Annotated in this window: 15 protein-coding genes and 1 riboswitch; of the genes, 10 read left to right on the top strand and 5 right to left on the bottom strand. The window is 70.8% G+C overall.

Features of this window, described 5'->3' with window-relative positions:
* Nucleotides 1-60: 60 nt before the first annotated feature.
* The 9 genes from nadD (at nt 61) to ACFWW9_RS41610 (ending at nt 11,021) form a co-directional block, all read left to right on the top strand.
* Entirely contained in the window at nt 61-657 is a 597-nt protein-coding gene (gene nadD, locus ACFWW9_RS41650; RefSeq protein WP_390388429.1) for a nicotinate-nucleotide adenylyltransferase, read from the top strand.
* Between the two features lie 97 nt (nt 658-754).
* Nucleotides 755-1,150 carry a ribosome silencing factor gene (rsfS, locus tag ACFWW9_RS41645; RefSeq protein WP_390388426.1) on the top strand — a complete coding sequence of 132 codons (396 nt, stop codon included), beginning with the start codon at nt 755-757 and terminating at the stop codon, nt 1,148-1,150.
* 7 nt (nt 1,151-1,157) lie between these two features.
* Nucleotides 1,158-1,772, top strand: a complete 615-nt coding sequence (locus ACFWW9_RS41640) for a histidine phosphatase family protein (RefSeq protein WP_390388423.1) — start codon at nt 1,158-1,160, stop codon at nt 1,770-1,772.
* Entirely contained in the window at nt 1,769-2,491 is a 723-nt protein-coding gene (gene octT, locus ACFWW9_RS41635; protein WP_390388421.1) for a diglucosylglycerate octanoyltransferase, read from the top strand. The genes ACFWW9_RS41640 and octT overlap by 4 nt, the downstream gene beginning before the upstream one ends.
* Nucleotides 2,492-2,511: 20 nt before the next feature.
* Nucleotides 2,512-3,360: a DegV family protein gene (locus tag ACFWW9_RS41630; protein WP_390388418.1), complete on the top strand. Its 849-nt coding sequence runs from the start codon at nt 2,512-2,514 to the stop codon at nt 3,358-3,360.
* Nucleotides 3,361-3,512: 152 nt separating this feature from the next.
* On the top strand, nt 3,513-4,262 hold the full coding sequence (locus tag ACFWW9_RS41625; protein WP_390388415.1) for a helix-hairpin-helix domain-containing protein: 750 nt from the start codon (nt 3,513-3,515) through the stop codon (nt 4,260-4,262).
* 391 nt (nt 4,263-4,653) lie between these two features.
* Nucleotides 4,654-6,975, top strand: coding sequence for a DNA internalization-related competence protein ComEC/Rec2 (locus ACFWW9_RS41620; protein ID WP_390388412.1), 2,322 nt, complete (start codon nt 4,654-4,656; stop codon nt 6,973-6,975).
* Nucleotides 6,976-6,988: 13 nt separating this feature from the next.
* Nucleotides 6,989-7,447 (top strand): hypothetical protein, encoded by a 459-nt coding sequence (locus ACFWW9_RS41615; protein WP_390388409.1) that lies wholly within the window; start codon nt 6,989-6,991, stop codon nt 7,445-7,447.
* Between the two features lie 328 nt (nt 7,448-7,775).
* Nucleotides 7,776-11,021: a S8 family peptidase gene (locus ACFWW9_RS41610; RefSeq protein ID WP_390388407.1), complete on the top strand. Its 3,246-nt coding sequence runs from the start codon at nt 7,776-7,778 to the stop codon at nt 11,019-11,021.
* Nucleotides 11,022-11,076: 55 nt separating this feature from the next.
* On the opposite strand, the gene thrC is transcribed toward ACFWW9_RS41610, so the two are convergent.
* Nucleotides 11,077-12,339, bottom strand: a complete 1,263-nt coding sequence (thrC, locus tag ACFWW9_RS41605; RefSeq protein ID WP_390388404.1) for a threonine synthase — start codon at nt 12,337-12,339, stop codon at nt 11,077-11,079.
* A gap of 11 nt (nt 12,340-12,350) precedes the next feature.
* A riboswitch (SAM riboswitch) is annotated at nt 12,351-12,480 on the bottom strand.
* A 97-nt stretch (nt 12,481-12,577) separates the two neighbouring features.
* Between thrC and holA the strand changes: the two genes are divergently transcribed.
* Nucleotides 12,578-13,558 carry a DNA polymerase III subunit delta gene (gene holA / locus ACFWW9_RS41600; RefSeq protein ID WP_390388401.1) on the top strand — a complete coding sequence of 327 codons (981 nt, stop codon included), beginning with the start codon at nt 12,578-12,580 and terminating at the stop codon, nt 13,556-13,558.
* Between the two features lie 58 nt (nt 13,559-13,616).
* Here holA and ACFWW9_RS41595 read toward each other — a convergent pair whose 3' ends face one another.
* From ACFWW9_RS41595 to ACFWW9_RS41580, 4 genes are all read right to left on the bottom strand, one after another.
* Nucleotides 13,617-14,138 (bottom strand): hypothetical protein, encoded by a 522-nt coding sequence (locus tag ACFWW9_RS41595; protein ID WP_390388398.1) that lies wholly within the window; start codon nt 14,136-14,138, stop codon nt 13,617-13,619.
* A 230-nt stretch (nt 14,139-14,368) separates the two neighbouring features.
* The gene (gene rpsT, locus ACFWW9_RS41590) at nt 14,369-14,629 is read right to left on the bottom strand and encodes a 30S ribosomal protein S20 (protein WP_259621801.1); all 261 of its coding nucleotides are present in this window, start codon (nt 14,627-14,629) and stop codon (nt 14,369-14,371) included.
* Nucleotides 14,630-14,778: 149 nt separating this feature from the next.
* Nucleotides 14,779-17,070, bottom strand: coding sequence for a glycoside hydrolase family 3 N-terminal domain-containing protein (locus ACFWW9_RS41585; protein ID WP_390388395.1), 2,292 nt, complete (start codon nt 17,068-17,070; stop codon nt 14,779-14,781).
* A 148-nt stretch (nt 17,071-17,218) separates the two neighbouring features.
* Nucleotides 17,219-17,974, bottom strand: a complete 756-nt coding sequence (locus ACFWW9_RS41580) for a VOC family protein (protein WP_390388392.1) — start codon at nt 17,972-17,974, stop codon at nt 17,219-17,221.
* Nucleotides 17,975-18,042 lie beyond the last annotated feature (68 nt).

The raw sequence follows: 18,042 nt of genomic DNA, 5'->3' as shown, positions 1-18,042 counted from the left end.
GGGCGGTCCACCCGGGGAGCGCCCGCCCGCCCGCGCACCGGCACCGTAGGCTGACCAGCCATGTCGAAGCGGCGCAGACTCGGGGTCATGGGCGGAACCTTCGACCCGGTGCACCACGGCCACCTCGTGGCGGCCAGCGAGGTGCAGGCCAGGTTCGACCTCGACGAGGTCATCTTCGTCCCCACCGGCGAGCCGTGGCAGAAGACGTCCCGCGTGGTCAGCAAGGCCGAGGACCGCTACCTGATGACGGTCATCGCCACCGCGTCGAACCCGCGGTTCTCCGTCAGCCGGGTCGACATCGACCGCGACGGGCCCACGTACACGGTCGACACGCTCACCGACCTCAAGGCCGCCCACCCCGACGCCGACCTGTTCTTCATCACCGGCGCGGACGCCCTGGAGCAGATCGTGTCGTGGCGCCGCGCGGCCGACGTGGTCCACCTCGCGCACTTCATCGGCGTCACCCGACCGGGCTACGAGCTCAACGGCCAGCACCTGCCGGAGGGGTCCGTCTCCCTCGTGGAAGTGCCCGCGATGGCCATCTCGTCGACCGCCTGCCGGGCTCGCACGGCCTCCGGACTGCCCGTCTGGTACCTCGTCCCGGACGGTGTCGTGCAGTACATCTCCAAGCGCTCGCTCTACTCGGTGCCGGACTAGGTCCGCTCGCCGGTACCCTCATTAACTCGTGCGGGCGTATCCGCGCGCATCGAAGTGATGTACGACCCGGATCCTCGGGTCGCTGGTGAGGAGAGATGTGGCAGCCACCGACGAGGCACGACGGTTGGCGCTGGTCGCCGCTAGCGCGGCGGACGAGAAGAAGGCGCACGATGTGATCGTGCTCGACGTGTCCGACCAGCTCGTGATCACGGACTGCTTCGTGATCGCCTCCGCTCCCAACGAGCGGCTGGTCAGCGCGATCGTGGACAACATCGAAGACAAGATGCGGGAAGCGGGCCGCAAGCCGGTGCGCCGTGAGGGCGCCCGCGAGGGCCGTTGGGTGCTGCTGGACTTCGTCGACGTGGTGGTGCACGTGCAGCACGTCGAGGAGCGCAGCTTCTACGGTCTCGAGCGGCTGTGGAAGGACTGCCCGCAGATCGAGTTCGAGGGAACGGCGGACGCTCCCGCAGAGGACCAGACGGCGGAGGCGTGAGCACCAGATGACCTTGAACCGGCTCGTGCTGTGGCGGCACGGTGAGACGGACTACAACGCCACGGGACGCTGGCAGGGCCACCTCGACTCGGCGCTGACCGAGACGGGGTGGAACCAGGCCAGGTTCGCGGTGCCCGTGCTCACCAAGTTCGCACCCGAGCTGGTGGTCGCGTCGGATCTGCGGCGGGCGACGAACACGGCGACGGTGTTCACCGACGCCGTCGGCATCCCGCTGCGGATCGACGAACGCCTCCGCGAGACGAACCTGGGCAAGTGGCAGGGGCTGACCAACGCCGAGGTCGAGGCCGAGTGGCCGGGCATGATCGACCAGTGGCGGGCCGACCCGACGGTCGCGCCACCGGACGGCGAGAGCCGGATCGAGGTCGCGGACCGGGCCGTCGAGGTCGTGCAGGACGTGGACCGCGAGTTCGACGGGACCGTCATGCTCTGCGCGCACGGCGGCCTGATCTCGGCGTTGACCGGCAAGCTGCTGAACCTGCCCATCGAGTCGTGGGGGCAGCTCGGCGGCATCGGCAACTGCCACTGGACGGTGTTCACCCGCCGCCCGGACGGTGACGGGCGCTGGCGCCTGTCGTCGTACAACGCCGGGTCCACTCGTTGAGGCTGCTGGTCCTCGCGGACTCGCTGGCGTTCCACGGTCCCGACGGTCCGCTGCCCGCTGACTACCCCGGTCTGTGGCCGAACGTCGCCGCCAAGGCACTGGGCGGTCACGCGGAACTCGCCGCGGGCTTCGGGTGGACGGCCCGCGACGCCTGGTGGTCGCTGACCGGCGACCCCAGGGTGTGGTCGCTGCTGCCCCGCACGGACGTGCTCGTGCTCGCCGTGGGGCACATGGACACGCTGCCCTCGCCCCTGCCGACGTACCTGCGGCAGGGGCTGAGGTACCTGCGGCCCGACGGTCTGCGCCGGTGGGCCCGCACGGGGTACAAGGCCGCTCAACCCGCGCTGTCGCGGCTCCTGGGCGGCCGCCCGGTCGCGTTGCCGCCGCACCTGACCGTCCGCTACCTGGACGACTCGGTGCGCGCCGTGCACGCGCTGGAACCGGGGATCAAGCCGATCGGGATGGTGCCGTCCGTGCACCGGTCGGCCGCCTACGGGCGCGTGCACACCGGACGGCCCGCAGCGGAACGCGCCGTGCGCGCGTGGAGCGGGCGGACGGGCGTGCCGCTGCTGGACGTGGCCGCGGTCGTCGGCGATCACGTGCGGTCAGGGCGCGGTAACCCGGACGGCATGCACTGGGGCTGGGAAGGTCACGACCTGATGGGTTCCGCGATGGCGGATCTCATCAGGTCCGTGGCGGTGAGCCACTCGACCGGGTGAGAGCCGTAATGTCCGGACCCGTGTCCACCACCGTTGTCACCGACTCCACGGCGTACCTGCCGGAGGGGTTCGCCGACCGCCACCACATCCGCGTGGTGCCGCTGCACGTGGCGGTGGACGGCCGCAGCCGGTTGGACGGGGTCGACTTCGGCCCGGCCGAACTCGCCACCGCCCTCGGCGAGCACCGCCGCGTGACCACGTCCCGGCCTACGCCGGGCGAGTTGGCCGAGGTGTACCGGTCCGTGCTGGACGGCGGGGCGACGTCGGTGGTGTCCGTGCACCTGTCCCGCGAGCTGTCGGGCACCTGGGAGGCCGCGCGGCTGGCCGCCGAGGAGGTGGATCCCCAGAGGATTCGCGTCGTCGACTCGCGCGCCACCGGGATGGGGCTCGGGTTCGCCGTGCTGTCCGCCTGCGCGGCGTCCGCGGCAGGGGAGTCCGCGTCCGCTGTGGAAGCGGCGGCGACGAGTGCGGCCAAACGTTTGCGCGCGTACTTCTGCGTCGAAACCCTGGAGCACCTCCGGCGGGGTGGGCGGATCACCAACACCGCCGCGCTCGTCGGCACCGCGCTGGCGGTGAAACCCGTGCTGCACGTGGAGGACGGGCGGATCGTGCCGCTGGAGAAGGTGCGCACGATGAGCCGCGCGATCAGCAGGCTCGTCGACCTGGCCGCGTTGGCGGCGGGCCACGGGCCGGTCGGCTTGGCCGTGCACCACCTGGCCGCTCCCGAGCGCGCGGCCGAGCTGGCGACCAGGTTGGACGAACGCATCACCGGCTCGTCGGGCTGCTTGATCTCCGAGGTGGGGGCCGTGATCGGCGCTCACACGGGTCCCGGCGTCCTCGGTGTCGTGGTGCTGCCGGGCGACGTCTGACCGTCCGGAGTAGACGGAGGGGCGCGGCATGATGTCATGCGCCACCGACAAAACCCGTTTCAAGATCCGAAGTTGTCCACAACCCCACCAGTTGTCCACAGTTCGACAATTCCCTCTTCGCCCCGGCGGCGGCCCGCCCTAGCGTCGAATGCATGTTCGACCACCGCTCCACTCCCGAAGCCTCCCGAGTCCGCCTCGAAGCACTGGCGGCCCGAGCCGCCGCCGACCCGTCGCCGCCGACGGTCGTGTTCACCAGTTCCGACGGCGCGACCGATCCGCCGCCACGATTCCGCTGGGCCCGCCGCAAGGCGGACAGACTGGTGGAGCGCTGGCTGCCCGATGCCGCGCCACCGCGCAAACGCCGTGCCCTCTACGCCTCCGTGGCGGCCACCGCGGGCGTGGCAGTCCTCGTGGCCGTCTGGTGGCGTTCCCCGACCCCGGAGACGCCCCCGAACCTGCCCGTCGCCGTAGCGGCCATCACCTCGAACCCACCCGAGCCGCTGGTCGTCAACGTCGTGGGCGAGGTCCCCACTCCCGGTCTGGTGACCGTTCCGAGCGGCTCCCGCGTGGCCGACGCGATCACCGCCGCGGGCGGCATCAACCCCGGAATCCGACCGCAGGGCCTCAACCTGGCCCGCAAACTCGTCGACGGCGAACAGGTGTCCGTCGGCACCGCCCCCGTGCCCGCACCCGCCGAACCGACGTCCGACGAGAAGCTCGACCTGAACACCGCCACCAAGGACCAACTCGACGGCCTGCCCGGCGTGGGTCCCGTGACCGCGCAACGAATCCTCGACCGCCGCACCAAACGCGGCCCCTTCACGACCCTCGACCAACTCCGCGAGATCGAGGGCATCGGCGACAACCGCTTGGTCAAACTCCGAGAGCTGGTGCGGATATGACCACTCGTGCTGCTCCGACAGTTACCCAGTCCACATCGGACCCACGTCGAGGGGATCGCCCACTCCCCGCCTGCGGTTCTCACGGCGCGGTTCCCCCGCGCCAGTCCGTCGTCAGCGCTGCGCTGGCGGTCAGCCCACGTTCCGCCGGTGTCGTTTCGCCCCGCCTGAACCGACTCGAGGAGACCCGATCGCTGGAGCAGATCATCCGCAACTGGCGCATCCTCGACCGCGACCACTGGACACCCACCATCCGGACCGCCACCCGCCCGGCGATCCACGAGCCCCGCCTCCAGCAACCGCCCGCCCCCGCGATCACGCCACCGCCCATCGATGTCCCTCCCGTCCCCGCGCCCCGTCGATCCACGGCTGTCACTCCCATCCCGGTGATGACGTGAACCCCCGTTTCCACCTGGTCCCCGCAGCCCTCGCGGTCTGGGCGGTGGCGCTCGGCGGACTGCTCTGGAGTTGGCCGATCGCCGTCCTCGCCGGTGCGATCGCCTGCTTGGCGGGAGCGGTTGCCCTGAACCGCGGTTGGGGTGCACGACCGTGTGCCCTGGCCCTGGTCATAGCTGCCCCGATCGCCGCTCTCTCGATCGGCGTGCGGGTCCACGAGTCCGCGGTCCACCCCGCCCGCTCCGCCGCCGCGCACGGTGAACACGTGGTCCTCCGTGCCGAACTGTCGACCCGGCCACGAGGCCTGCGCACCGAAGGGTTCGCCGCTCGCCCCAGCGGCGTCGACTCGGTGGTCGTCCAAGCCGACATCACCTGGTTCCAGGTAGCCGGCCACACCTACGACCAAGGAGGTGCAGTGCTCCTCGTGGCTCCCGCCAAGGGCTGGCGTGATCTTCTGCCAGGCCAGCACGTCACCGCGCGCGGAGTCCTGGCTCCGCCCAGGTCAGGTGAGTTGACCGTGGCCGTCCTCCGCGTTCGTGGTCCGCCCCAGGACACCGACCGGGCTCCCGTGTGGCAGCGGGCCGCGGAGACCCTGCGTGCCGGACTTCGCGGAGCGAGCACCACGCTGGACCCGGAGCCCGCGGGCCTGCTGCCCGCTCTGGTGGTCGGTGACACCGCCGAACTGTCCCCGAGAGTCGTGGAGGAGTTCCGCACGTCGGGACTCGCCCACCTCCTGGCCGTCAGCGGCGCGAACCTCGCGATCCTCTGCGGTGCGGTCCTGTTGCTGCTGCGGGCCTTCCGCGTCGGACCACGGGGGTGCGCGGCAGGTGCGGCGATCGCCTTGGTGGGGTTCGTGCTCTTGGCCGGTCCGGAGCCGAGTGTGCTGCGGGCGGCCGTGATGGGCTCGGTGGCGTTGCTGGCGCTGGTGCTCGGCCGGGAACGGTCGGCGTTGCCCGCCTTGGCGACGTCGGTGGTCGTGCTGGTCCTGTACGACCCGTCGTTGGGTACGGATCCCGGTTTCGCGTTGTCGGTCGTGGCCACGGCGGCGCTGGTCCTCCTCGCTCCGAGGTGGGCTGCGGTGATGCGGGATCGAGGCGTGCCGATCGGTCTCGCGGAAGCGCTCGCGGTGCCGTTGGCGGCGAGTCTCGTCACGGCTCCGCTGGTGGCGGGGATCTCGGGGCGGATCAGCCTGGTCGCGGTGCCCGCCAACCTGCTGGTCGCTCCGGTCGTCGCGCCCGCGACGGTGCTGGGTGTCCTGGCCGCGGTGGTCGCGCCGCTGCACCAAGGGGCGGCACGAGTGCTGGTCGAGGTGGCGGGCCCGGAGGCGAGTTGGCTGATCACGGTCGGCCGTCGAGCGTCGGAGGTGCCCGCTGCCTCTGTCGGGTGGCTGAACGGCTGGCTGGGTGCCGTGCTCTTGGCGGTGGTCTTGCTGGTCGCGTACGGGCTGCTCAAGGCACGGCGGACGCGCGTGCTGCTGGCCGCCGCTCTGGTGGGGGCGGTGCTGGTGCTGGTCCCGACCAGCGTCGTGACACCGGGCTGGCCGCCGACCGGGTGGTCGGTGGTCGCGTGCGATGTCGGCCAGGGGGACGCCGTGGTGCTCGCTACGTCCGAGCCGGGCAGAGCCGTGCTGGTCGACACCGGGCCTGATCCGGGGCCGATCGCGTCGTGCTTGCGGCGCTTGGGCGTTCGGCGGATTCCGCTGCTGGTGCTCAGCCACCTGCACGCGGACCACATCGGTGGGCTGACCGCCGTGCTCGCCGATCGCAGTGTGGGAGCGGTGGCCATCGGGTCGTCGCACGAACCGAGTTGGGCGTGGGAGGAGGTGCGCCGCCAAGCGCGAGCGGCGGACGTGGAACTGGTCGAGTTGACCGCGGGGCAACGGTTGGAGTGGCCGGGGCTCGTGGTGGAAGTGCTGGGGCCCAGGGGAAAGCTCGTCGCCACCGAGGACGCCAACACGGCGATCAACGACTCGTCGTTGGTGCTGCGCGCCCACACGGCGGCGGGGCGGGTGCTGATGACCGGTGACATCGAGCTGGCGGGTCAGTCGGACCTGCTCGGCGGTCATGTCGACGTGACCGCCGAAGTATTGAAGGTGCCGCACCACGGATCCCGGTTCTCCGCACCGGAATTCCTGGCCGCGGTCCGCCCGAGGATCGCCTTGGTGAGCGTCGGCGAGGGCAACAGGTACGGCCATCCCAACGGTCTCGTGCTCGACGCGCTCGCCGGCCGTGGGGCGATGGTGCTGCGCACGGATCGAGATGGCGACACCGCGGTGCTCGGTGGGGAAGCCGGGCCGCGGGTCGTCCGACGCAAGAAGTGAGAGGAGAAGGACGATGAACGAAACCTGGATCAGACTGCGCGTCGGCTGGACCCCGCAGGGCGGCCGGTCCGCGCTCAGCTGGGTGCTCTGGCAGCCCGGCTACGTCCCGACGCCCTGGCCGACCGCGGAGCTGAAACCCGCGTTCACCTACTACGCGTGCGAGGACTTACGGGGAGGCGGCCGTGGAGTCGTCGCCCGTGCCACGGTCACCGCGGTGCTGGCCCCGACCGAGGTGTCCTCACCCGACGCCGCCCACCAACTGGTCGCCGAGAACCTCTTCGACGACACCCTGTCGATCGACGACCTCCCCTGGCACACCAACGCCTACAACCGATCCAAGGCAGGAGCGCCCTGGCCGCAACGCATCACCGCTTGGCGAACCGCGACCGAATCCGTGGGCCCTCACCTGCTGCCGGAGTTGGTGCGCTTTCCCCGCACCGGCTGGCTGCGCAGCGACAAGCTGGGCCTGTGACCGCCGAGGTCCCCGAGCCGCGGGGACGACATCCACCGCCTGCCGTCATCCGCTGAGCGGCCGCCTTCCCACTCTCGAAGGTTGAGCGGTCAGCACCGGCATCCCGCACGTCGACCAGTTTCCGGAGCTGGTCGACCGGTCGACCTCCGGGTGGCTCCTTGCCAACCGAGACGCCGTGGCCTGATCGAGACAGGTCTAGACCATATTTGTTAAGAATCCTTGTCAATGGCGCGCGCGAGCCCTTACTGTCCGCGACACACCAGTGACTTGGAGGCATCAAGTGCGTCGTCGGAGTGGTGGGCCCCCGCGGAAAACGGTCGTTGCGGTTGTGGCGAGTGTCCTGGTCCTGGGTGGTGTGCACGCCGCCGAGGCCGTGCCGAGACAGGTGCCGGACGTGCCGTCCGGCAAGAGTGGCGAGTCCGTGACGCTGCTGACCGGGGACCGGGTGTTCCCCGGTTCGCGAGGGGCGGCGGGGTACCTGGTGCCCGGACCCGGTCGGGAGGGGATGACCTTCTCGACGTTCGAGTCGCAGGGGCACAGCTATGTGGTGCCCGCGGACGCGGAACCGTTGCTGGCCAAGGGAGTGCTGGACCAGCGACTATTCGACGTCACCGAGTTGCTGGCCGCGGGATACGGCGACGCGGAGCGCGACACGGTGCCGTTGATCGTCACCTACCTGCCGGGGCAGCGGCCCGCGGTGGCGGCTTCGGGCACGACCGTGACGGTGGACCTGCCGAGCGTCGACGGGGTCGCGGTCAACGCTTCGAAGTCGGCGTCCGGGGTGTGGAAGGGGCTCACCGGGGTCAGCGCGTTGGCGGGCGCGGGGATCAAGAAGGTGTGGTTGGACGGGGTGCGGACCGCCTCGTTGGACCACAGCGTGCCGCAGATCGGCGCGCCCGCGGCGTGGCAGGCCGGGTACACGGGCGAGGGTGTGACGGTCGCGGTGCTGGACACCGGGGTCGACCAGACACATCCCGACCTGGCGGACCGGGAGGTGGGGGAGAGGAACTTCTCGACCTCGAAGGACTCCGTCGACCACTACGGGCACGGCACGCACGTCGCGTCCATCATCGCGGGCACCGGGGCGAAGTCCGGTGGGAAGTACAAGGGGGTGGCTTACGGGGCGCGGATCCTCGACGTGAAGGTGCTCAACGACTCCGGCAGCGGTGCGGACTCGTCGATCATCGCGGGGATGCAGTGGGCGGCGGAGCAGGGTGTCGACGTCGCGAACATGAGTCTCGGCGGGTACGACAGTCCCGGCGTGGATCCGCTGGAGGAGGCGGTGAACACGCTGTCGACGCGGTACGGCACGTTGTTCGTGATCGCTGCGGGCAACTCCGGGCCGGGGGCGAGCACCATCGGGTCGCCGGGCAGCGCGGACGAGGCGTTGACCGTGGGCGCGGTGGACCGGGACAACCGGATCGCGGACTTCTCCAGCCGCGGGCCGGTCGTGGGTGGCGGGGTGATCAAGCCCGACATCACCGCGCCGGGGGTGGACATCGTGGCGGCGCGGCACGCCGATGGGCGGATCGGGCCACCGGTCGTGGACGGCTACACGTCGCTGTCCGGGACGTCGATGGCGACCCCGCACGTGGCCGGTGCGGCGGCGTTGCTGGTGCAGCAGCACCCGGAGTTGACGCGTGAGCAGCTGAAGGCGCGGCTCATCGCGTCGGCGGCGCCGACCGCCGGGCTGACGCCGTTCCAGCAGGGGGCCGGGCGAGTGGACTCGGCTCGGGTGATGGGTCAGATGGTCACGAGCGTGCCGAGCAGTGTGACGTTCGGGGCGCAGCAGTGGCCGCACGTCGGTGAACCCGCGATCACGAAGGAGGTGAGCTACGCCAACGACAGCGCCGTGCCGGTGACGCTGGACCTGCGGGTCGACGCGGCGACGCCGGACGGGACGACCGCGCCCGCGGGGCTGTTCACCGTGACGCCCGCTCAGCTCACCGTGCCCGCGGGGAGCAAGGCGACCGCGACGGTCACGGCCGACGTGGCCAAGGCGCCCGCCGGTGGGCAGTTCGGTGGTGCGCTGACCGCCTCGGCGAGTGGGGTGACCGTGCGGACCGCGGTGGTGGTCGACCTGGAGCCGGAGAGCTACGACCTGGTGGTCAACGGGATCGAGAGGTCAGGTGAGGGGGCGAAGTACGTCAACGCGTCGTTGGTGGACCTGGAGACGGGTGCGCTGCTGTTCCTCGACAAGGACGCCGACGGTCGGTTGCGGCGGCGGGTGCCGATCGGCGAGTACCTGCTGTTCGGGTCCGTGCAGGGGTCCGGGGCGCAGTACACGCACGACTCGTTCAGCTACCCGAAGCTGACGGTTCGCGGGCCCACGGCGATCGACTTGGACGCGCGGGTGGCGAAGCCGATCGTGCTGACGCTGCCGGATCCGACGGCGCGGTTGTCGTTGCTGGAGACCGGGGTTCAGCGGGTCTACCGGTCCAAGAGCGGGCCGAAGACGTACCAGATCGGTGGGTTCTCGTTCGGTGGTGACCTGTCGCACGTCGGTCTGGCGCACCTCGGGCCGGAGGCCGCGCCGAACGAGGTGCTCGGCAAGCTCAGCACGAGCTGGATCGCGAACGGGGGCAACGACTTCTACGGGTTGGCCTGGTACCTGAAGGGGCGGACGCACACCGGGTTGACCGAGGTGATCCGGAAGGCGGACCTGGCGACCGTTCGGGTCGACGTCGGGGCTCCTCAGCCGGGGGAGTCCGTGACGATCGGCAACGCCTCGTCGCCGCACGGGCAGGGTGAGTGGGGGTGGGGTGCGATCGAGTCGTTCACCGCGCCCGGAGTGCGCACCGAGTACTACGGAGGGGAGAACGCGGACTGGGCTCGGCGGATGAACGTGCAGAGCCCGGAGGGGTACCGGGGTGGGCTGGACGGGCCGCCGAAGTCGTACGCGCCGCGCAAGGCGTACGAGGAATCCTTCTACCACGCCGTTTTCGGGCCGTCGTTGACGGACAACCGGGGTCGGCCGTGGCTGTACCGCGACGGTGAGGAGTTGGCCGCGGATCTGCGGCTGTTCGGTGACTCCGCGGGCAACGCCGGGCGGGCGGCTCCGGTGGTGGGGTCGACGAAGGTCTACCGGAACGGGGAGTTGTTGGCCGAGAACGACGACGGTGGGTACGGGCGGTTCGAGTTGCCCGACGGGGTGGCCGACTACCGGCTCACGGCGGACGCGGCGCGGAGCACGTCGCCGTTCAGCACCAGGGTGTCCGTGGCGTGGACGTTCCGGTCGGACCGGACCGCGAAGGTCACGGCGCTGCCGATCTCGGTGATCCGGTACGCGCCGAAGCTCGACGCGGCCGGGACGGCGCCTGCCGGGAAGTCGTTCGTGGTGCCGGTGTCGGTGCAGGACCAAGCCGGGGTGGCGCGGTCGCGGTCGAAGATCACGTCGGCCGAGGTGTCCTACGACAGCGGGGCGACGTGGCGGGCGGTGTCGGTGAACGGGGGTTGTGTGCTGGTGTTGGCGCACCCGAAGGGGGCCAAGTCGGTGTCGTTGCGGGCGAAGGCCGGTGATCGCTCGGGCAACACCGTCGAGCAGACCGTGATCGACGCCTACCTGCTGCGCTGACGGCAAGGTGGGGCCGCACCCGACGGGTGCGGCCCCACCTGGGCCGGAGAAAGGGTCAGCGCTTGCCGAGGGCGTCCAGCACGGCCTGGGCCGACGGCGGGACGGTGGCCAGCGGGGACAGGGTGTGGGCGACGGCGTCGAGGGTCTTGAGGCCGTCGCCGGTGATGAGCAGCACGGTCTCCGCGTCGGGGTCGAGCTTGCCGGTCTCGACCAGCTTCTTCGCCGTCGCGACGGTCACGCCGCCCGCGGTCTCGGCGAAGATGCCCTCGGTCCTGGCCAGCAGCCGGATGCCCTCGACGACCTCCTCGTCGGTGACGTCCTCGATCGCGCCTCCGGTGCGGCGCACCGCGTCCAGCACGTACGGGCCGTCGGCCGGGGCGCCGATCGCCAGCGAGCGGGCGATGGTGTCCGGGCGGACGGGGCGGACCACGTCGTGGCCCTCCTTGAACGCGGCGGACACGGGGGAGCAGCCGGTGGCCTGCGCGCCGAACACCCGGTACGGGGTCTGCTCGACGAGGCCGAGTTCGCCGAACTCGCGGAAGGCCTTGTCGACCTTGGTGAGCTGCGAGCCGGACGCGATGGGCACGACGATCTGCTCGGGCAGGCGCCAGCCGAGCTGCTCGGCGACCTCGTAGCCCAGGGTCTTGGAGCCCTCGGCGTAGTACGGGCGGACGTTGACGTTCACGAACGCCCAGTCCTCGTGCTCCGCGGCCAGTTCCTGGGCCAAGCGGTTCACGTCGTCGTAGTTGCCGTCGACGGCGATCAGCGCGCCGTCGTACACGGCGGTCATGAGGATCTTCGCCTGCTCCAGCGAGGAGGGGACGAGCACGACCGAGTCCCAGCCCGCGCGGGCGGCCGCGGCGGCGACGGCGTTGGCCAGGTTGCCGGTGGACGGGCAGGCGAGCACCTTGAAGCCGAGTTCGCGGGCGGCGGCGAGGGCCACGCCGACCACGCGGTCCTTGAACGAGTGCGTGGGGTTGCCGGTGTCGTCCTTCACCCACACCTTGCGCAGGCCCAACGCCTTCGCGAGGCGGTCCGCCTGCACCAGGCGGGTGCCGCCGGGCTCGGTGTTCGGGTGGGACTGGACGTTCGACGGGACGGGGAGGAGGCCGCGGTAGCGCCAGATCGACCGGGGGCCGGACTCGATGTCCTCGCGGCGGATCCGGCCGAAGTCGTAGGCCACTTCCAGCGGCCCGAAACACTCGACGCACGCGTACTCGGCGGCGAGGGGGGTTTCGTGGCCGCACTCCCGACACGAGAGCGCGCGGGCGGGGCCGAGGTCGAACGAGGTGCTCGTGGGCACACTGACAGCAGTCATCGCGAGGTAACTCCTCATCTGTCCCGCAGCGCGGGTCGGAATTGGCACCGTGACCGTCGGGCGCTCGCACACGTGCGAGAACCTGACGCTCGGGTTGCCGGGGCTTCTTCGGGCCGATCCCTCTGCCCCTCTGGATGAGCGGTATTCAGTTGTGTCCCTCAAGTTACGGCACCCTCCCGCCCCTCGACCACCGGCGTCCACACTCCGGGAGTCGGTGGACCGTGGGAGGATTCGTGCCGTGAGCGCTGCGGCTGTCGCCCCTGATCCGTTGCAACTCGTGGTCGGCGACGAGGAACTGCTGGTGGAAAGGGCGATCCGCGCGGCATTGGACGCGGCGCGCGCGATCGACGCCCAAGCCGACCTGACCCGCGTCCGGGTGACTGACCTCACCCCTCCCGAGCTGGCCGAACTCGTCAGCCCGTCGCTGTTCGCCGAGGGCAGGGTCATCGCGCTGGAGGCCGCGCAGGAGGCGGGCAAGGAGATCGCCGACACGGTGATCGCCTACGCCAAGGCCCCCGCGGACGGCATCACGCTCGTGGTCGTGCACTCCGGCGGCGGGCGCAGCAAGGCCGCCAAGGAACTGCCCGCTGCGTTGAAGAAGGCGGGCGCCTCGGTCATCGAGTGCCCGAAGATGACGAAGGCCTCCGACCGCGAGGCGTTCGTGCGCAACGAGGTCCGCGCGGCGGGCGGCAAGATCGACCCCGAGGGCGTCGCGGTGCTGATCGACTCCGTGGGGACGGACCTGCGCGAGCTGGCGGCCGCGGCGTCGCAGCTGGTGGCCGACAGCGGCGGGAAGGTCAACGCCGACGAGGTCCGCCGGTACCACCGGGGCAAGGCCGAGGTGACCGGGTTCGCGGTCGCCGAGAAGGCCGTGGCGGGAGACCGGTCCGGTGCGCTGGAGGCGTTGCGGTGGGCCATGCAGCTCGGCGTGCCGCACGTGCTGGTCGCCGACGCGCTCGCCGACTCGGTGCGGACCATCGCGCGGGTGTCCGCGGCGGGCCGGGCGGACCCGTTCCAGCTCGCGGGCAAGCTCGGAATGCCGCCGTGGAAGGTGAAGAAGGCCCAAGGCCAGGCGCGCGGATGGGATGCCGCCGGATTGGCCGAGGCTATGTCCGTGGTCGCTTTGTTGAACGCCGACGTGAAAGGCGTGGCCGCCGACGCGGATTACGCTTTGGAACGGGCTGTTCTGCGCATTGTCGCCGTGCATTCACGTCGCTGACGGCCCGAATTGGGTTGGGTGACCGGAATCGGTCACCCAACCCAATTCGGTGAGGGCGTCAGCCGCAGGGAAGGGGCGCGGTGGCGGTGGTGTACGGGCTGAAGCCCGCGCTGTCGTACTTGATCTTCAGGGATTCGGTGAAGCTGAACCCGCAGCCGGGGTGCGTGTAGACGAAGCTCGAGTAGATGGTCTGCTGGGCGCCCGCGGCCAGGGTCCACGTCCCGCTGTCGTCGTGCTCCTCGGTCCACGGGGACTTGATGTCGAGGTCCCAGGTCACGGTGCGCGGGCTGGTCGCGGTGTTGATGATGCCCAGGTAGCCCTGGGTGGAGCACACGCTGGTGCAGGTGTACGCGAAGCACGCCTGGTACTTGATCTTGCCCCAGCCGACGGTCGCCCCGCACTTGGACGAGCTGATCGCCGCGGCCGTGAAGTCCGGCGCGTCGGCGGCGGCGACGCGGGTGGACGTGACGGCCGCGGCGGGGTCGGCGGGCGCCGCGGTGGCGGCCGCCGACAGGCCGAGCACGGCCGTCGCGCACACGCAGAGCACAGCGAGGAGTTTGGCCAATTGTCGCATTTCCATGCCCCCAGGCAGATCGATGGACGAATCGAGGGAAACGCTACTCGATTCCCATTGGGCCGGCCGGCGACTGAACGGGTCTCCCGTGGGCCGACCATTCGTCGTAGCGGGGAATCCAGTCGATGAGGGGGACATCGGATCGCTGTCCGGAATTTCCCCGAAAACGCCGAAAGGCGCCACTCCGAGGAGTGACGCCTTTCGGGTGGAGCCGCGAAAGCTTCGCTTTCGAGAAATCAGAGCTGGTTGGCGCGCTTCGCCAGGGCCGACTTCTTGTTGGCGGCCTGGTTGGCGTGGATGACGCCCTTGGTCGCGGCCTTGTCGAGCTTGCGGGACACGTCCTGCAGGAGCGCGGTGGCCTTGTCCTTGTCGCCGGCGTCGGCGGCCTCGCGGAACTTGCGCACCGCGGTCTTCAGGGAAGACTTGACGGACTTGTTCCGCAGCCGAGCCTTCTCGTTGGTCTTGATCCGCTTGAGCTGGGACTTGATGTTGGCCATGCTGACGCCCTCATTCTCTTACGTTTGGGGTGTACCGCGTTGGTGTTTCGGCCCTGCCGGTGAAGGCAGGTTTCCTCCAGTGCGGAATGCCACGCGGGTACGGCCAGCAAGACTAGCAGCAGGTCGCCGACCAGCAGGAATCGGCCTGGTCAGCGGACCGCGAACGGCGCCTTCGCGGTGCCGACCACGACCTCGTACAGGCCCTTCTCGACCTTGCGCTCGCCCGAGCCGTCGACGTCGCCGACGGTCACGGCCAGCTGCTTGGCGTCGAACGCGACCTCCACCTGCTTGGACTCGCCCGCCTTGAGCGCGACCCTGGTGAAGCCGACCAGCCGCTTGTCCTGGACGAGCACCCGGCTGACGGGCTGGTGGACGTACACCGGGACGACGGTCGTGCCGTCCCGCGATCCGGTGTTGGCCACCGTGACCTGCACCTTCACCTTCCCGCGGTCGGTCACCTCCGGGGTCGCGGTCGGGGCCGAGGTGGTGAACGTCGTGTAGGACAGGCCGTGCCCGAAGGCGTAGGCGGGCGTGTACTTGGACGCGGCGCTGGTGTTGGCGCCGGGCAGCTGGTCGTAGGACACGGGCAGGTCGCCGACCGAGTTCGGCCACGAGACGGCCAGCCTGCCGCTGGGGTTCACGGCGCCGAACAGGACGTCGGCGATGCCGCTGCCGCCCTCCGCGCCCGGCAGCCAGCCCGCGACGAGCGCGTTGGCGTCCGCGACGGTCCCCAGCACGCTGGGACGGCCGGTCAGGAGCACGACGACGACGGGCTTGCCGGTCGCTTGGAGGGCGTCGACCTGGGCCTGCTGCGCGGCGGTGAGGGACGGGTCCTCGGTGTCGGCCGGGCCTTCCGCGCCGGGCTTCTCGCCCAGGACGACGACGACCGCGTCCGCGTCGGACGCCTGCGCCACCGCGTCCGCCGTGGCCGGGGCGTGGACGACGTTGGTGCCGGGGGCCGCCGCCTTGAGTCCTTCGAGGACGGTCGTGGTCTCCGGGGCGTCGAAGCCGTCCGGGACGCCCTGCCACTCCACGGTCCAGCCGCCGAGCTGGCGCACGGCGTCGTCGGCCGTGTCACCCGTGACGACGAGCTTGCGGGCGTTGGGGGACAAGGGGAGCACGCCGTCGTTGCGCAGCAGCACCGTGCCCTCGGCCGCGGCCCGGCGGGCCAGGTCGCGGTCCGCGCCGTTGACGATGCCGTCGGCCTTGGAGGCGTCGACGTACGGCTTCTCGAACAGGCCGAGGTCGAACTTCAGCTTGAGGACCCGCTTGACGGCCTGGTCGATCCGCTCGCGGCTGACCTTGCCGGTGCGGACGTTGTCCAGCAGCCCCTTGGTGAACGCGGCCGCGTCGCTGGGCTCCATGGCCATGTCGACGCCCGCGTTGATCGACAGCGCGATGGCCTCGGGGTAGTCGGCGGCCACGTGGTAGCGGTCGACCAGGTACTTGATGTCCTGCCAGTCGGTCACGGCGACGCCCTTGAAGCCCATGCGCTCGCGGAGCTGCGTGGTGAGCATGTACTTCGAGGCGTGCACCGGCGTGCCGTTGATCGACCCGGAGTTGATCATCACGGTCTTCACGCCCGCGTCGAACTGCTGCTGGAAGGCGGGCAGGACGGTGTCCTGCAACTGCCGGATCGGGATGAACGCGGGCGCGCGGTCGTGGCCGTTGAACGGCTCCGAGTAGCCCGCGAAGTGCTTCGCCGTGGCGGTCAGCGTCGCGGTGCCCTGCGCCGAGCCCTGCTGGCCCTGGACGTTGGCGGCCGCCAACGCGCCGGTCAGCGTGGGGTCCTCGCTGTAGGTCTCGTAGAACCGGCCCCAGCGCGGGTCGCGGGCGATGTCCGACAGCGGCGCGAAGTTCCAGAACACGCCGGTCGCGCGCATGGCCTTGCCGGTCGACTCGCCGAGCTGCTTCTGCAACTCCGTGTCCCACGTGGCCCCGAGGCCGATCTGGTGCGGGAAGATCGTGGCGGCCACGAGGTTGTTGTGGCCGTGCACGCCGTCCGCGCCGTAGATGACGGGGATGCGCAAGCGGTTCTGCTCCAGCGCGTACCGCTGGATGTCGTTGTTCATCTCGGCCCACGCCTTGGCCGTGTTCACCACGGGCGCGTCGCCGCCGCCGGACAGGATCGACCCCGCCTTGGCGTCGACCAGCACCGACTTCAGGCAGCTCTCGACGAGCGGGCCGTTGGCGTTGTTGCAGTCGCCGCGCAGCTTGCCCACGCGGATCTGCACCATCTGCCCGACCTTCTCCTCCAGCGTCATCCGCCGGACCAGGTCGTTGACGCGCCGGTCGACCGGCGCCCCCGCGTCCAGGTACAGGGGCTTGCCGTGGCTCGTCGTCTCGTTCGGTTCGGCCAAGCCGTTCGCCTGTGCCGCCGTGGCGGTCAGGGCTATGGCCGCGAGCGCACCCACGATGGTGCGCTTCCGGATGTGGATCACCGATTACCTCCAGCAGTCGCTACGCCCGCCCACACACTCACGGCGTCGCGACTGCTGCGTACAGAGCCGAACGGGGGTTTCCGGAACCGGTTCCGCGACTCTGCGCACATGCCCCGTTCACGTCCCTGAACTGCGTGTTCAGGGCGGTTCAGCCCGCTGAAACGTCCAGTACCCGGAAGGGGGCGCCGAGCGGGTCGCCGACCGTGGCGAAGCGGCCGAAGGCGGACTCGGTGGGGTCGCCGACCACGATCCCGCCGAGTTCCACGACCCGCGCGACGGACCGGTCGACGTCGGCGACGCCGAAGTAGGTCATCCAGTGCGGCGGGATGTCCGCGGGCACCTCGTCGGTCATCGCGTACGCGCCGCCGACCGCCCGGCCGTCCACCTTGAACCGCGTGTAGCCCATCCCCGGCGCGCTCTCCGCCTCGATGTCGAACACGTCGCCGTAGAACTCCGCCGCCCGGTCCAGGTCCCTGGCCGCCAGCTCGTTCCACACCACCGCGCCCGGCTCGTTCACGACGTACGCGCCGATGTGCGTGCCCGCCTCCCACACGCCGAACGACGCCCCGGTCGCGTCCGCCACGATCGCGCCCCGGCCGGGTCCTTCCATCTCGAACACCGGCACCAGCACCGTGCCGCCGTGCTCGGCCGTCAGGTCCACCGACTCGTCCACGTCGTCGCTGGCCAGGAAAGTCGTCCACACCACGGAGAACAGCGCGTCGCGCGGCATCTCGCGCAGGCCCGCGACGGGTTTCCCGCGCAGCAGCGCCATCGTGTAGCCGTCGGTCTCGTAGTCCCAGCCGAACAGCCCGCGGTAGAAGTCCGTGGTGGCCTTCAGGTCCGTCGTCAGCTGCTCGACCCACGCGGGCGTGCCGTGCGCGTACGGCGTGGTCAGTTCGCTCATGGCCTGCCTTCCTCGATCACCGGGACAGTCTCCGGGGTGCGGACCGGCCGCGCGACCCGTGCAGGGGC

The organism is Umezawaea sp. NPDC059074 (genome assembly GCF_042738955.1).
Taxonomy (GTDB): Bacteria; Actinomycetota; Actinomycetes; order Mycobacteriales; family Pseudonocardiaceae; genus Umezawaea.
This window is presented reverse-complemented; position numbering and strand designations above follow the sequence as displayed.

Excerpts from the sequence above, each read along its gene's own strand:
- ACFWW9_RS41625 (WP_390388415.1), top strand. The coding sequence starts at position 3,513 with ATGTTCGACCACCGCTCCACTCCCGAAGCCTCCCGAGTCCGCCTCGAA.
- ACFWW9_RS41615 (WP_390388409.1), top strand. The coding sequence starts at position 6,989 with ATGAACGAAACCTGGATCAGACTGCGCGTCGGCTGGACCCCGCAGGGC.
- ACFWW9_RS41580 (WP_390388392.1), bottom strand. The coding sequence starts at position 17,974 with ATGAGCGAACTGACCACGCCGTACGCGCACGGCACGCCCGCGTGGGTC.
- rpsT (WP_259621801.1), bottom strand. The coding sequence starts at position 14,629 with ATGGCCAACATCAAGTCCCAGCTCAAGCGGATCAAGACCAACGAGAAG.
- ACFWW9_RS41640 (WP_390388423.1), top strand. The coding sequence starts at position 1,158 with ATGACCTTGAACCGGCTCGTGCTGTGGCGGCACGGTGAGACGGACTAC.
- ACFWW9_RS41595 (WP_390388398.1), bottom strand. The coding sequence starts at position 14,138 with ATGGAAATGCGACAATTGGCCAAACTCCTCGCTGTGCTCTGCGTGTGC.
- thrC (WP_390388404.1), bottom strand. The coding sequence starts at position 12,339 with ATGACTGCTGTCAGTGTGCCCACGAGCACCTCGTTCGACCTCGGCCCC.
- nadD (WP_390388429.1), top strand. The coding sequence starts at position 61 with ATGTCGAAGCGGCGCAGACTCGGGGTCATGGGCGGAACCTTCGACCCG.